The sequence below is a fragment of the Streptosporangium minutum genome, assembly GCF_002149035.1.
Lineage (GTDB): Bacteria > Actinomycetota > Actinomycetes > Streptosporangiales > Streptosporangiaceae > Streptosporangium > Streptosporangium minutum.
The window spans coordinates 1-14653 of the sequence record NZ_NGFP01000240.1 but is presented as its reverse complement, the minus strand read 5'-3'; the positions used below and the strand labels follow the sequence as shown (position 1 = coordinate 14653).

At 71.6% G+C, this 14653-nt stretch carries 13 protein-coding genes; 7 read left to right on the top strand and 6 right to left on the bottom strand.

All coding sequences use genetic code 11. From position 1 onward, the window contains the following. Positions 1–71: 71 nt before the first annotated feature. The 3 genes from CA984_RS35415 to CA984_RS35405 all read right to left on the bottom strand — a co-directional run bounded on the left by CA984_RS35415 (position 72) and on the right by CA984_RS35405 (position 2443). Positions 72–938: an HAD family hydrolase gene (locus CA984_RS35415; protein ID WP_086577774.1), complete on the bottom strand. Its 867-nt coding sequence runs from the start codon at positions 936–938 to the stop codon at positions 72–74. A gap of 128 nt (positions 939–1066) precedes the next feature. Further along, entirely contained in the window at positions 1067–1738 is a 672-nt protein-coding gene (locus CA984_RS35410) for a DUF5667 domain-containing protein (RefSeq protein ID WP_133061868.1), read from the bottom strand. 108 nt (positions 1739–1846) lie between these two features. Beyond that, positions 1847–2443 (bottom strand): sigma-70 family RNA polymerase sigma factor, encoded by a 597-nt coding sequence (locus CA984_RS35405; RefSeq protein ID WP_242676350.1) that lies wholly within the window; start codon positions 2441–2443, stop codon positions 1847–1849. A gap of 470 nt (positions 2444–2913) precedes the next feature. Here CA984_RS35405 and CA984_RS35400 point away from each other — a divergent pair, with 470 nt between their 5' ends. After that, positions 2914–4482 (top strand): putative quinol monooxygenase, encoded by a 1569-nt coding sequence (locus CA984_RS35400; protein ID WP_133061867.1) that lies wholly within the window; start codon positions 2914–2916, stop codon positions 4480–4482. Here CA984_RS35400 and CA984_RS35395 read toward each other — a convergent pair. Then, positions 4472–4720, bottom strand: coding sequence for a glutaredoxin family protein (locus tag CA984_RS35395; protein WP_012887316.1), 249 nt, complete (start codon positions 4718–4720; stop codon positions 4472–4474). The genes CA984_RS35400 and CA984_RS35395 overlap by 11 nt on opposite strands. A 290-nt stretch (positions 4721–5010) precedes the next feature. On the opposite strand from CA984_RS35395, the gene CA984_RS35390 reads away from it, so the two are divergent. The 6 genes from CA984_RS35390 (at position 5011) to CA984_RS35365 (ending at position 11836) form a co-directional block, all read left to right on the top strand. Beyond that, positions 5011–5718 (top strand): redox-sensing transcriptional repressor Rex, encoded by a 708-nt coding sequence (locus CA984_RS35390; protein ID WP_012887317.1) that lies wholly within the window; start codon positions 5011–5013, stop codon positions 5716–5718. A 94-nt stretch (positions 5719–5812) separates the two neighbouring features. Further along, positions 5813–7135: a glutamyl-tRNA reductase gene (locus tag CA984_RS35385; RefSeq protein WP_086577770.1), complete on the top strand. Its 1323-nt coding sequence runs from the start codon at positions 5813–5815 to the stop codon at positions 7133–7135. Between the two features lie 44 nt (positions 7136–7179). Then, on the top strand, positions 7180–8052 hold the full coding sequence (gene hemC, locus CA984_RS35380; protein WP_242676349.1) for a hydroxymethylbilane synthase: 873 nt from the start codon (positions 7180–7182) through the stop codon (positions 8050–8052). Then, entirely contained in the window at positions 8049–9629 is a 1581-nt protein-coding gene (locus tag CA984_RS35375; RefSeq protein WP_086577768.1) for a bifunctional uroporphyrinogen-III C-methyltransferase/uroporphyrinogen-III synthase, read from the top strand. Before hemC ends, CA984_RS35375 begins: the two co-directional genes overlap by 4 nt. A gap of 386 nt (positions 9630–10015) precedes the next feature. Next, positions 10016–11002: a porphobilinogen synthase gene (hemB, locus tag CA984_RS35370; RefSeq protein ID WP_086577767.1), complete on the top strand. Its 987-nt coding sequence runs from the start codon at positions 10016–10018 to the stop codon at positions 11000–11002. 192 nt (positions 11003–11194) lie between these two features. Further along, positions 11195–11836 carry a bifunctional DNA primase/polymerase gene (locus CA984_RS35365; protein WP_086577766.1) on the top strand — a complete coding sequence of 214 codons (642 nt, stop codon included), beginning with the start codon at positions 11195–11197 and terminating at the stop codon, positions 11834–11836. A 56-nt stretch (positions 11837–11892) separates the two neighbouring features. On the opposite strand, the gene CA984_RS35360 is transcribed toward CA984_RS35365, so the two are convergent. Both CA984_RS35360 and CA984_RS35355 read right to left on the bottom strand, forming a co-directional pair. Then, positions 11893–12534: a response regulator transcription factor gene (locus CA984_RS35360; RefSeq protein ID WP_031169607.1), complete on the bottom strand. Its 642-nt coding sequence runs from the start codon at positions 12532–12534 to the stop codon at positions 11893–11895. Next, positions 12531–14653 (bottom strand): sensor histidine kinase (locus CA984_RS35355; RefSeq protein ID WP_341351747.1); only part of this gene is annotated, 2123 nt, incomplete at its 5' end. The genes CA984_RS35360 and CA984_RS35355, both read right to left, overlap by 4 nt.

Below are 14653 nucleotides of genomic sequence, written 5' to 3'. Positions count from 1 at the left end.
GTGGAGGGGCGTCCGGGGGTGGTGATGGCCGTCCGGAGTGGTGAAGGGTCAGCCGGAGCCGTGGAAGCGGCTCACTTGGAGCGGTAGAGGCGGCGCAGGGCGACCGCGGCCGCCACCCCGCCGGCGAGGGCCCCGGCGCCCGCGGCGATGGGCAGGGCGATCATGGTGGCCTTACGGCCGGTACGGAAGTCCTTGATGTCCCACTTGTTCTCGCGGGCATGGTCGCGCAGCTCGGCATCGGGGTTGATCGCGATGGCCTGGCCGACCAGGGAGAGCAGCGGCAGGTCGTTGGCCGAGTCGCTGTAGGCCGAGCAGCGGGACAGGTCGAGGCCCTCCCGACGCGCCAGGGCCCGGACCGCCTCCGCCTTGGCGGGCCCGTGGAGCAGGTCGCCGACCAGGCGGCCGGTGTAGACGCCGTCCACGGTCTCGGAGACGGTGCCGAGGGCGCCGGTCAGCCCGAGCCGCTGGGCGATCACACGGGCGAGCTCCACCGGGGTCGCGGTGACCAGCCAGACGCGCTGACCGGCGTCCAGGTGGCTCTGCGCGAGGGCGCGGGTGCCGGGCCAGATCCGGTCGGCCATGGCCTCGTCGAAGATCTCCTCGCCGAGGCGGACGATGTCCTCCACCCTGCTGCCCGCCACGAACGCCAGCGCGGTCTCCCTGGCCTGGGCGATGTGCTCGGGGTTCTCGTCGCCGCGGACCCGGAACACCGCCTGGCCGAGCGCGAACTTGAGCAGGTCCTTGGTGGTGAACAGGCCACGTGAGGCCAGGCCCCGGGCGAAGTGGTAGATGGAGGCGCCGCGCATCATGGTGTTGTCGACGTCGAAGAAGGCGGCGGCGGTCGGGTCGGGATCGGCCATCGGCATCGCGACGGCCGCCGCGGCCGCCACCTCTCCGGCTATCTCCGGTCCGTCCTGCCGTCGTCTCAGCCGCTTCATAGCCTCTCAGCTTAACTGGCGCAGGCGGGTGAAAACGGTGTACATCGCGTTGGCGGCGGGGGGTGTCCCGGCGGCGGCGCGGAGTCCTGATCGGGCGTGGCGAGGGCTTCCGGCCGGGCGTGGCCAGGCTATCCGGGCGGGGCCAGCCCCTCGATGTAGTTGAGGTAGCCGTGCGCCCGGCGCCGTTCCTCCACGTCCATCTTGGGAAGCATCCCCTCGATCTGGTTGCGCTGCTTCTGGACGAACCGCTTGAGCTGGCCTGTGCTCTTCGCCTCACTTTTGGCGTCGTGGCGCCGTACCCGGGTGAGAGAGGTGATCGCGGAGCGGGTGGTGTCCTCCATGTCCTGGAGGGTCTCCTTGATCAGACGGTTCGGGCGCCGGCTGGAGCCGAGGAGTTCCTCGACCTCGTGGGCGCGGGTCTCCGCGTAGTCGAGGGAGCGGCCCGCCCGCTCGGCGTCGTCGGTGCTCAGGTGGAACAGCGTGCTCTCGGCGGCGCGCTTGAGCGGGTAGAGCGTGTCCCCCGGCATCGACCGGTAGGTCGCCAGTCCCGCTATGACCACCGTGGCCGCCAGGCTCAGGCTCAGGAACTGGGCCAGCAGGCCGGGGCGCGGCCTCGGCCGTGCCGGGGCGGCCCGTTCGGCGGATGCCTCCTCCGGGCGGGACGTGTTCACGAGGCGCGTACGGAGTTCGGAGCGGAACTCCGGACGGGGGCCGCCTCCCATCCGGGCGCCGAGCCTCGACACGCGGTTCTGGATGCGCGCCTGCGATCTCCGTGAGATTCCGGGCAGCCACTTACCCATGAACGCTCCCTGCCGCCCCCAGATCATGACCCATCGGTGTCACTTGCCTAACGACGGCTCGGCGCGGCAGGTTACGCGGTGCGTTCACCATCGGCACTCCGGTCGAGGTCAGCTGAGGTCCGAGGGGAGCGCGCGGGCGAGCGCCCGGATCGCCCGGAACTGCAGCGCCTTGATCGCCCCGCTCTTCTTACCCATGATGAGCGCGGTCTCCGCCAGCGACATGCCGTGCAGGAAGCGCAGCACCACGCACTCCTGCTGCTCGGGGCCGAGGTCGCGGACGGCGCTGAGCACCCGGTTGTTGATCATGGCGGTGACGACGGCGTTCTCCGGGATGTGCGGGCCGTCGAGCGGGATGTCGATCACCTCGGCCGTCGACACCTCAAGGCGGTACCTGCCGGACTTGAAGTGATCGGTGATCAGATTCCTGGCGATGGTCACGAGCCAGGCCCCGAAATCACGTCCTTGCCAGGTGAAGTCGGCGATTCGGCGAAGTGCGCGGAGGAAGGTCTCGCTCGTGAGATCCTCGGCCAGCGGGTGGGACCCGACCCGGAAGTAGATGTAGCGGTAAACGAGGTCGAGGTAGCGGTCGTAGAGCGTGCCAAACGCATCGGCGTCTCCGGTTTTGGCGCGCAGAACGAGCCTCCGGAGATCCTCCGAGGCATCCTCGCGTACGGCGAGCTCGTTCCTGCGGACAGGCTGGGCCACCCCGGAGACGGTGGGGAGAGGCCCGGCGAATGGCCACGTGTCTGGCATCCGTTATCCCTGTGGGGGAGGGGGTGCGGCGTGCTCGCCCACTCTAGAAATCAACAGGAAATTCCACAATCCACTTCGTAACGTCGTGACTAGGGGTAATCGGCCGATACCGTGTGGGGCCGGTTCTTTCGGGCCGGACCGGTGAGTCAACTACCAGTTCGGCTACCGGTTGGGGGGTAATGTCCGGCAGCATTGGAGACACCATGGAAGTCCTCGTCGCTGTCATCGCGTTTGCCGGTGCGTTACTCGCAGCCATTGCCACTGCCGCCCTCATCAGTCGGTTCCGCGCTGAGCCCAAGGGGTGGCTGATCGCCTGGAGTATCACGACGGCGACCCTCTGCCTGTCACTCGGAGTAATCGCCGTCGGCCATTTAGTTGGGTTCGGGGCGACCACATTCCGGGTTTATCAGCTGACTGGATCATTGCTGGCCCCGTTGTGGCTGGCCATCGGGGCCGTCCAGCTGCTGGCGCGCAAGTCCGGCGCCAGGTTCGCCTCCTGGCTCGTGGGGACAGCGCTCACCATCATCGCCTCGGTGATCATGATGGTCGACCCGATCCTCCAGGACACCACGTTCACCAAGTCCCTCCCGCCCGGCGGCCGCCACTGGGGACTGCTGCCGGGCTATCTGCTCGGAGCCGCCCACGTCGGCGTCGCGCTCGTCCTGCTGGGCGGCGTCGTGCTCGCGGTCCTGCGCTGGCGCGGGGGCGACGACTACGACGCCGACAACATGCACGCGCTCCTGGCGATCGGCCCGACCGGCCTGGCCCTGATCGGAGCCGTGAGCTTCACGGTCCCCGGCCTGTTCGCCGTGCTCCTCCTCTTCGTCACCGCCGCCGCGGTCTGGTACGTCGTGCTCCGCCCGCTCGCGCCCTACGAGGACGAGGAGGAGGAGGACGACGAGCCGGAGGACGACTGGGAGGAACGGCGGCCGGTCGGCCGCCGCGCGGCGGCCGAGCCGCCCCGGGACGTGCAGGTCGCCGGCCGCCGCGTCCTGCCCGAGGAGTCGCCCCGCCGCTCCGGTCTCGGCGACCTGGTGGCCGAATACCGCGCGGGGGAGCAGGACGTCGACTACGCGGCGCGCATGCAGCGGCAGCCGCCCGTCCAGGGCGACCCGTTCGGCGGTCCCGCCACCGGCACGTTCATGGCCGGCGAGTACGGCATGCCGTCCCCCGGTCAGCCCGCGGGCGGCGCCGAATACACCCGGCAACCCCCGATGACCGGCCAGTTCGGCATGCCGCCGGGCAACCAGGCGACCGGTGAGTACGACGTGCCGGTCAACGAGTACGGCAGGCCCACCGCTCCCGCGGCCGGCGGCCCGGGCAGGCCGGTGGGCCCCAGCACCGGAGAGTTCGCCAGGCCCGACCCGCTCCACGGCGCCCAGCCCGGCGGCAGCCTCCAGCCCATGCCCGCCGACCAGGCGTTCGGCGCCCCGCCCGGTTACGGCCAGAGCGGCGCTCCGGGACTCGGCGGCGCTCCGGGTTACGGCCAGGCTCCTGGTTACGGTGAGGCTCCGGGTTACGGCCAGGCTCCGGACCGCGGTCCCGGCGGCTTGCCCGGTTACGGCCAGGGCTCCGACCGGGGGCTCGGCGGCCCGCCCGCGACCGGTTCCGCGTATCCGGGCGCGGCGGCCGACCAGCCGGGCGGATCCTCGCGTCCGTCACCCGGCATCTTCGGCCTGCTGACCGTGTTCACCCTGATCGACGGCACCGGCGAGGCGTTCGACCGGCTGGCGGAGGAGACGCTTGAGGCCGTCCGCCGTTCCGAGCCCGACACGCTCGTCTACGTGTGCCACTCGGTGAAGTCGGCCCCGCTCCAGCGCATCGTCTACGAGCTCTACCGCGACGAGGTCGCCTACACCGAGCACCAGCGCCAGCCGCACGTGGAGCGTTTCGTCAGTGAGCGGCAGAACATGGTGCTCGCCACCAACGTGATCGAGCTCAACATCAACGCGGCGAAGGTGATGCCGCTCCCGATGGCCTTCAGGCTCTGAGCGCGGCGCGCAGGCGGTTCTCGTCGACGCGCCAGAAGTCGTGCTGGACACCGTCGACGAGGGTGACCGGGATCATCTCCCAGTATTTGTCCTGGTCCTCCTCGGAGGCGGTGATGTCGCGCTCCTCCCAGGGGACACCCAGCTCCGTGGCGACCCGCTCGATCACCGTCCGCGCGTCGTCGCACAGGTGACAGCCGGGCTTGCCGAGCAGCGTGATGCGGTGGTCCTGCGGTGCCATGCCCGCCACGGTAGCCGAGTCGCGGGCGTGCGCAGGCGCTCTCCCTCTCCGCAATCGGCGAGAAACCCCCGGACGGGCAGGCGGGTTACGCTTCTGAGTACCGGGAGAGCGATCCTCGCGCGGTCAGCGGGACGGCGGGAGGGCGCTCGCTGTCGCGTCGCGGCCGACGCCGCGAACCCCCACTTTGTGCACCGGTTCACAAAGGGACTAACCTGAATGACAGTGGCCTCACCTCGTCATCCGTCGCGTCCGGGCCGCGCCGGCCGCCTGTCCCCCTGGAGCTCCGGCACGTGATCCGCCGTCTGTCCCAAGCTCGTGAACGTGGCATACCCGAGGCGACCGTCGCCCGGCTGCCGCTCTATCTGCGCGCGCTGAACGGCATGGCCGAGCGGGGCCTGGCGACCGTGAGCTCGGAGGATCTCGCCGTCGCCGCCGGGGTCAACTCGGCCAAGCTCCGCAAGGACCTCTCCCATCTGGGCTCCTACGGCACCCGCGGGGTCGGCTACGACGTCGAATACCTCATCTACCAGATCTCCCGCGAGCTGGGCCTGACCCAGGACTGGGCCGTTGCCATCGTGGGAGTGGGTAACCTCGGTCGTGCACTGGCCAATTACGGTGGGTTCGTCTCCCGAGGGTTCCGGGTCGCCGCCCTCCTCGACGCCGACCCCGAGGTGGTGGGCGACCATATCGCGGGATTGAATGTGGAGCACATCGACGAGCTGGAAGCCGTGATAAAGCGGCGGGGAGTGTCGATCGTGGTGCTCGCGACGCCGGCGGCGGCTGCCCAGCAGGTGGCCGACCGGGTCATCGCCGCAGGGGTCACCAGCATCCTGAACTTCGCCCCCGTCGTACTCGCCGTGCCTGAAGGCGTCGATATCCGTAAAGTCGACCTATCGATTGAACTGCAGATCCTTGCGTTCCATGAACAGCGCAAAACGGATCGGATGACTGGGGGGCCCGCGATGGCCGAGGAGTGGCCCGAGGCGGTGGACCTGTGAGCGAGCGCGACGAGCGAGCTCGGGGACGCCGCATTTCCCGTAAGGACGCGGGCGGTCGGGCCCGTCGACGTCCGCGGAGAGCCGAGGCGGGCCGATGAGCGTCCTCGTGGTCGGCCTCAGCCACCGGACGGCTCCGGTGGCCCTGCTGGAGCGGGTGTCCGTCTCCGGCGACGCGCTGGTCAAGTTGCTCCACGCGGTTCAGCAGGACGCGTGCGTCGCCGAGGTCATGGCCGTCTCGACCTGCAACCGGGTCGAGGTCTACGCCGAGGTGGACCGGTTCCACGCCGCGGTGACCGCGATCTCCGAGCTGCTCAGCATCCATTCGGGTGTCCCCATGGAGCAGCTGTCGAACCATCTCTACGTGCACTACGAGGACCGCGCCGTCGAGCACCTGTTCTCGGTCGGCTCGGGCCTCGACTCGATGGTCCTGGGCGAGGGGCAGATCCTCGGCCAGGTCCGCTCGGCCCTCAAGCTCGCCCAGGACCAGGGCACGCTCGGACCGACGCTCAACGAGCTCGTCCAGCAGGCGCTGCGGGTCGGCAAGCGCTCCCACGCCGAGACCGGCATCGACCGGGCGGGCGCCTCCCTCGTGGGCGTGGGCCTCACCCTCGCCGAGCGCGCGCTCGGCCCGATCCAGGGCAAGCGCGCCCTGGTGGTCGGCGCCGGCTCGATGAGCGCCCTGTCGGCCGCGACCCTGCAGCGGGCGGGCGTCACCGACATCGTGGTGGTCAACCGCACCCACGACCGCGCGGTACGGCTGGCCCAGACGGTGGGCGGCCGGGCCGCCGAGCTCGGCGACCTGGCGCGGGAGCTGGCCCAGGCCGACCTGGTCATCTCGTGCACCGGCGCCACCGACGTGGTCATCACCGCGGACATGATCGCGGCCAGGGAGATGTTCCTGCTGGACCTCGCGCTCCCCCACGACGTGGACCCCGCCGTACGGCAGCTGCCCGGCGTCACCCTCGTCGACCTGGAGTCGATGCAGGAGGGCGCGGCCGACGCGGCGACCGACGACGGCGGGCGCGCCGAGGCGGTCATCGCCGTACGCGGGATCGTCGCCGCCGAGGTGGCGGCCTACCTGTCGGCCGAGCGCGCCGCGCGGGTGACGCCGACCGTGGTCGCGCTGCGGAGCAAGGCGGCCGACGTGGTCGAGGCGGAGCTCGGGCGGCTCGTCGCCCGGGTCCCGGAGCTCGACGGGCGGGTCCGGGACGAGGTCACGCAGACGATCAGGCGCGTGGTCGACAAACTGCTCCATGAGCCCACCGTGCGTGTCAAACAGCTCGCGGAGTCTCCGGCAGGCGATCATTATGCGGAGGCATTGCGTGAGCTGTTCGATTTGGACCCGAAGGTTCCCCGTGCGGTGAGAAGTATCGAAAGGATCGACGCCGAGACGAGAAAGAAGGAGGTGGGCAGGTGAGCAGCGTCTCCTCTCCGCTCAGACTGGGCACGAGGCGGAGCCTCATGGCGACGACCCAGTCGGGGCTGGTCGCCGCACGGCTGACCGAGCTGACCGGCCGGGCCGTCGAGCTCGTCGGCGTCACTACCTTCGGCGACGTCACCAAGGCCAACCTCACCCAGCTCGGCGGGACTGGCGTCTTCGTCAGCGCGCTGCGCGACAAGCTGATCGACGGTGAGATCGACTTCGCGGTCCACTCGCTGAAGGACCTCCCCACCACGCAGGACCCGCGCGTGGTCATCGCGGCGATCCCGCCGCGTGACGACCCCAGGGACGCGCTGGTGAGCACGGCGAAGCTGGCCGACCTGCCGGCCGGCGCGAAGGTCGGCACCGGGTCTCCCCGCAGGATCGCCCAGCTCAGGGTGCTCCGTCCCGACCTCGACTACGTCCCGATCCGCGGCAACGCCGACACCCGGATCGGCAAGGTCACCTCCGGCGAGCTGCAGGGCGTCGTGCTGGCCGCCGCCGGGCTCGGACGGCTGGGCCGTGAGGCCGAGATCTCCCAGATCTTCGAAGTGGAGGAGATGCTCCCGGCCCCCGGGCAGGGCGCGCTGGCCGTGGAGTGCCGGGCCGACCGGACCGACCTCATCGAGTTCCTGAGCGTGCTCGACGACGCCCGGACCCGCGCCGCGGTGACCGCCGAGCGCGAGGTGCTCAACGCCCTGGAGGCGGGGTGCGCGGCTCCAGTTGGTGCGTACTCGGCCGATGACGGGCAAAATCTGATTCTGACCGCCGCTGTCGTCGCCGTCGACGGCAAGCGCGCGGTGCGCAAGTCCACCGCCGGGACCCTTTCGGCGCCCATGGATCTCGGCCGCGACCTCGCGGCAGAGATGATCGCCGAAGGGGCAGGCACGTTGATAGGGGAGCAAGCACATTGAGCTCCGGAAGTACCACCTTCGAGCGCCCGGCCGGGTTCGTCGCCTTCGTGGGGGCGGGCCCCGGTGACGAGGGCCTGCTCACGCTCCGTGGCGCCGACCTGCTCTCGAAGGCCGACGTTGTCGTGCTCGACCGGGAGGCGTACGGCGCGCTGCTGCGCCACTGCCGGGAGGACGTCGACGTCGTCGACGCCGCCGAGGAGGACGCGGTCTCGCTGAGGACCGTCACAGCGGCCAAGGGCGGGCGCGTCGTCGTGCGGCTCTGCGCCGGTGACCCGATGTTCTTCTCCTCGATCACCGCGGAGGTCGCGGCCTGCGCCAAGGCGGAGGTGGACTTCGAGATCGTGCCGGGCGTGCCCCCGGCGACGGCGGTGCTCACCTACGCGGGCATCCCCGCCGCGGTGGCGGTGCCGGAGTTCCGGGTCGTGGACGCGACCCAGGTCGACGACTGGAGCGCCCACGCCACGGGCACCGGCACTCTGGTGATCTACAACGGCGTCTCCGGGGCCGTCGCGATCGGCAAGGCGCTGATCGCCGCGGGCCGTCCGGACTCGACGCCGGTCGCGATCAGCAGCGCGGGCACCACCACCGAGCAGTACACCGTGGTGACCACGCTCGGCCGGATCGCGCCCGACCTCAAGCACGCGGGGATGACCGAGCCCGCGCTGATCGTGGTCGGCGAGGCCGTCGGCATGCGTGACCGGCTGTCGTGGTTCGAGACCAAGCCGCTGTTCGGCTGGCGGGTGCTCGTGCCCAGGACCAAGGAGCAGTCGGCCGGGCTGGTGGAGCAGCTGCGCTCCTACGGCGCGGTGCCGGAGGAGGTCCCCACGATCTCCGTCGAGCCGCCGCGCACCCCGCAGCAGATGGACCGGGCGATCAAGGGCCTGGTCACCGGCCGCTACGAGTGGGTGGCGTTCACCAGCGCGAACGCGGTCAAGGCCGTGCGCGAGAAGTTCGAGGAGTACGGCCTGGACGCCCGCGCGTTCGCCGGGCTCAAGGTCGCGGCCGTCGGCGAGGCCACCGCACGGGCGCTGGTGCAGTTCGGCGTCAAGCCGGACCTGATGCCGTCGGGCGAGCAGTCGTCGGACGGCCTGCTGGCCGAGTGGCCGCCGTACGACTCGATGCTCGACCCGATCAACCGGGTGCTGCTGCCTCGGGCCGACATCGCGACCGAGACGCTGGTCGCGGGGCTGACCGAGCTCGGCTGGGAGTGCGACGACGTGACCGCCTACCGGACCGTCCGCGCGGCGCCGCCGCCCGCACCGATCCGGGAGGCCATCAAGGGTGGCGGGTTCGACGCGGTGCTGTTCACCTCGTCGAGCACCGTGCGCAACCTGGTGGGCATCGCGGGCAAGCCGCACAACGTCACGGTCATCGCCGTGATCGGCCCGCAGACCGCCAAGACGGCCGAGGAGTTCGGGCTCCGCGTCGACGTGATGTCCGACAGGCCGTCGGCTTCGGCCCTCGCGGCGGCACTGGCCGAGTACGGCGCCAAGCAGCGGCAGGCCGCGCTCGCGGCCGGAGACGTCCCTCGCAGGCCCTCCCAGACCCGGCGAGGCGCCCGGCGCCGCGCCAAGTAATCTGGAACCGTCACGGGCGCCCGGAGAACGAGGCGTCCGCGACGGTGCACGTCACATCTGAACACGATTCTCCGGTCCCCGACCCTGTGGCGGGGAGAGGGAGAGATCTTGACTTCTTCCCCATGCCCGGAGCCGGGGATTCCGTCACACACGGGCCGGTTTCCCTGCTTCACTGGCAGTCACCCGGCCGGCTCGCGCCGCTCGGGCCCCACGCCGCCTCCACAGGCGTCCCACCTCGCCGCCGGCCCCGGCGGCGAGGGCACTGCCGATCACCCGCGCGGTGGCCTGGCCGTCGTCACCGCCGGACCCGTCAACGGATCACGCGGCACTGCGCCGTGTCCTCTCCCAGAGCCAAAGCCCGGGATCTCCACCCTGGAAGGATTCAGATGAGCGCCCAGTTCCCCGTCGCGCGTCCGCGCAGGCTCCGCCGTACGGCGGCGATGCGCCGGATGGTCTCCGGCACCAGGCTGCACCCGGCGGAGCTGGTGCTGCCGCTGTTCGTCAAGGAGGGCATCGGCGAGCCGAACCCGATCGGCTCGATGCCCGGGGTGTTCCAGCACACCCGCGACTCGCTGCGCAAGGCCGCCCACGAGGCGGCCGAGGCGGGGGTCGGCGGGCTCATCCTGTTCGGCGTGCCCGCGGTGAAGGACGCGCGGGGGTCGGCGGCCGACGACCCTGACGGGATCGTCCAGCAGGCCGTCGCCGACGTGGTCGCCGACGTGGGCGACGCGCTGGTCGTGATGACCGACACCTGCCTGGACGAGTTCACCGACCACGGGCACTGCGGCATCCTGACGCCCGGCGGCGAGGTCGACAACGACGCCACCCTGGAGCGTTACGCGGCCGCCGCGGTGTCCCAGGCCCGGGCCGGGTCGCAGGTCATCGCGCCCAGCGGCATGATGGACGGCCAGGTCGCCGCGATCCGCGCGGCGCTGGACGCCGACGGCTTCGAGCAGATCCCGATCCTCGCCTACTCGGTCAAGTACGCCTCGGCGTTCTACGGGCCGTTCCGGGAGGCGGCCGAGTGCGCGCCGCAGTTCGGCGACCGCGACGCCTACCAGCAGGACGCGGCGGGCCCGGCCGGCGAGGCGCTGCGCGAGGTGCGGCTGGACCTCGACGAGGGCGCCGACGCCGTGATGGTCAAGCCCGCCCTGGCCTACCTCGACATCCTGCGCCAGGTGCGTGACGCGGTGGACGTGCCGGTGGCCGCCTACCAGGTCAGCGGTGAGTACGCCATGATCGAGGCCGCGGCGGCGAACGGCTGGATCGACCGGGACCGGGCGATCATGGAGTCGCTGGTCGCGATCCGCCGGGCCGGAGCCGACATGATCCTCACCTACTGGGCGACCGAGGTGGCCAAGAAGCTCCAGTGAGACCAGTGGCACATGCCGAGAACTGGGGGTTTGCCGCTTGCTTGTGTGGTCTGTGCGTTAGAGTGCGAGTACCGGTGCGGATGTGTCCCAGGTGGCGTAGACCCTGGTTGTCTGATTTCCCTTGCTAACCAGAATGTGGATATGTCATCGCATCCGGGGGGCACCCGGGATGGGCGGACGACGGAGGACACAATGGTGGGGGTACCGCTGACTCGTCGTGGCAGGCGACGTGCTCATCCGAAACAGACGATCAGCTCCGTGCTGGAGTACGCCGCTCTGGGGTGGGCGAGCTGTCCCGGCGCACGGCCGCTGCAGGGCGGTCCCCGCGCCTGTTCCTGCGACCGGGTCGGCTGTCCCGACCCGGGCGCGCATCCGCTCTCGCGGGCCTGGCAGATGCAGGCCACCACCGACCCCACCCTGCTCACCCACTGGTGGCAGCGGGAGCCCGAGGCGAATGTGATCCTCCCCACGGGCCGCGTCTTCGACGTGTTCGACGTACCGGCCGCCGCGGGGCTCACCGCCCTCGCGGGAATGGACTCCGCCGGATCCGCAACGGGCCCGGTCGCCGCGAACGGCGACCGGGTCCTTTTCTATGTGGCCACCCGTAACGTCGCCGAGGACGAGGACGAATGGTGGTCCTGCCCCCTCGACTTCGGGCCGGCCACCATCGACGAGATGCCCGGCCTGCGCTGGCACTGCCGTGACAGCTACGTCCTCGCCCCGCCCTCGGCTCTGCCGTCCGGCCGGGCCTGCTCGTGGCTGCGCCCGCCGGACGGCCGTCCGCTGCCCGACCCGCTCCGCGTCCTCGACTGGCTCGCCGACCTCTGCGACTGAGTCCCGCCGGTCGGACCCCGCTGACGGCCCGGGGGCTCAACCGGGGATGAGCCGGGTCAGGAGGAGCCGCCCAGACCGGCCTCGCGGGCACGGACGATGGCCTGGGCGCGGTCGGCCACCTGGAGCTTCATGAAGATGTTGGAGACGTGGTTGCGCACGGTCTTGCCGGACAGGAAGAGGATCCCGGCGATCTCGTTGTTGCCCCTGCCCTGGGCGACCAGTTCGAGCACCTCCCGCTCCCGCTCGGTGAGCTCCGGGAAGGCGGTGCGCGACGGGTCGGGCATGCCGCTGAAGTAGGTCAGGACGCGACGGGCGATCTCGGGGCCGTAGATGGCCTCGCCCGCCGCGACGGCGTGCACGGCGCGGCCGATCTCCTCGGCGCCTGCCTCCTTGAGCAGGTAGCCCCGCGCTCCGGCGCGCATGGCGGTGAACACCGAGTCGTCGTCGCGGAACATGGTCAGCACCAGCACCCCGATCCGCGGGCTGGTCCTGACGATCGTCCTGGTCGCCTCGACGCCGTTGCCTCCGGGCATCTGCAGGTCCATCACGACCACGTCCGGCTGGAGCTCGGCGGCCAGTGCCACCGCCTCCTGGCCGCCGGAGGCCTCCCCGACGACCTCGATGTCCATGGCCGCGAGCAGGCCGCGCAGGCCCTGCCGGAAGACCGGGTGGTCGTCCACGATCAGCACGGTGATCACGTGGCCTCCTCCGTCGGCAACCTGGCGGTCACCTCCGTGCCGCCGCCCGGCCTGCGGCCGATCACACAGGAGCCTCCCACCTCGGCCGCCCGCTCGCGCATCGAGGTCAGCCCGACGCCCGCGACCGGGTTTTCGGGCAGGCCGACCCCGTCGTCGGCGACCTCCACCCGCAGCTCGCCCGGCAGGCGGCGCAGCCAGATGAGGATCGTGGCCGCGCCGGCGTGGCGGCGGGCGTTGGTGAGCGCCTCCTGGGCGATCCGGTAGGCGGCGACCTCGACGGCGGCGGGCAGGTCGTCCAGCGCGCCGTCCACCGCCACCGCGGTCTCCCCGGCGGAGGCCCGCAGCGCCCCCTCCAGGCCCAGGTCGTCCAGCGCCGGCGGGCGGAGGCCGTACACCAGCTCGCGGACCGACGCGATGGTCGCGGTCATCTCCTCGCGGACCCGGACCAGTAGCTTCTCGACGGCCTGCGGATCGGTGTCGAGCCGTCTGCGCGCGTCGTCGAGGGTGAGCGTGACGCTGGTCAGCGCCGGGCCGAGCCCGTCGTGCAGTTCCCTGCCCAGCCGGCGGCGCTCCTCGTCGCGGGTGGTCCGGATGCGCTCCCGGGAACGGTGCAGATCGGCGGTGAGCCGTACGGCGTGCGCCAGCTCGGCCAGGTGCCGGGCGAGCACGGCCAGCGGTTCGCGGCCCGGCCACGCCCCCGCCACCAGCAGGGTTCCCATCCGCTCGGCGTGCCAGAGCAGCGGCACCTCCTGCGTCCCCGGCCGCAGCTCCCCGTCGCAGAACACGCGCGCCGGACCGCCCCACCCGGTGCGGACCTCGACGCCGACCCCGGTCGCGCCCAGCGCCCCGCGGATCACCGCCACGGCCTCGCCGAGCGCCGCCGCCGGGTCCTGCGCCCCCTGCCCGGTACGGCCCAGCAGGTCGGCGAGCCGGTAGGGGTCGCGCTCGACGGCGAACACCCGGTCCACCACCCGCTGCAGGCGCAGCCGCGCCGGGTGGAACACCCCGCCCACGGCCACGGCCGCGACCGCCCCCGCGACGGAGCCCAGGTCGCTGGCCAGGGTGTTGGCCAGCCAGATCAGCCCGAAGTAGACCCCTCCGGTGACCGCGACCAGGGAGCCGTAGACCAGCGTCCGGTTGACCACGATGTCGATGCCGTAGAGGCGGTAGCGCAGCACCGCCGCGATGATCGACAGGGGTACCACGCCGAGGACGACGGACTCCAGGGCCATCAGCAGCCACGAGCCGGTCATCACCCGGAGGATCCATGAGGCCAGGACCACCGCCAGCGCGGCGGCGTACCAGCCGATCTGGCGTCGGAGCTCGGTGTCGCCCGCGCGATAGCGGAAGGCCAGCGACAGCACGCCGAGCGCGGTGAGCGCCATCATCGGGGCGCCGATGTACGACTCCACGGCCGGTGAGATCTCGCGTAGCGCCTCGACGCCGAACGGGTTCGCGACCGGGAGCTGGCTCTCGAACTCGGGATCCGGGGCCAGTCCCAGGAGAAGGGAGTGCCCGGTCATGAGGAGCAGGTTGGCGTACAGGACCGGCCGCCAGCGCCGGGAGGGCAGCCGGCCGTTGGGGAACAGCAGCGGCAGCAGCGAGACGTACAACGGCACGTGCCACAGCCACAGCCACATCCCCAGCCACGCGAGGTAGGGGGTGAGCCCTCCGGGATCGGTGAGGTAGAGCCAGTGGGCGCCGCTGTAGACCAGGTAGTAGACGCCGCCGATCACCCCGCTGGCCCACAGCAGCCAGGGGACGAGCAGCCGGGGCCGGTGGGTGATGAGGAACGCGCCGGCGGCGGGGAACAGGACGACGGTCGCGTCTATGGTGACGAAGGGGTCGGTCCAGGTCGAGGCGCTCAGCTCCTTCAACCGGACCGCCAGGAGGTTGCACGCCAGTGCCAGCGCCACTCCGGTCCAGACGAGGACGGCCAGCGCCCTCCGCCACCGGCCACCCACGGCGTCTCCCTCCACGGAGGAGGCCGGGGCGCCTCCGTATGTGGGAGAGGGCGTGGCGTCTTCGTATGCGGAGGAGGGCGCGACGCCTCCGCCCGTGGGGGAGGGCGCGACGCCTCCGCCCGTGGGGGAGGGCACGGCGTCTTCGCCCGTGGGGG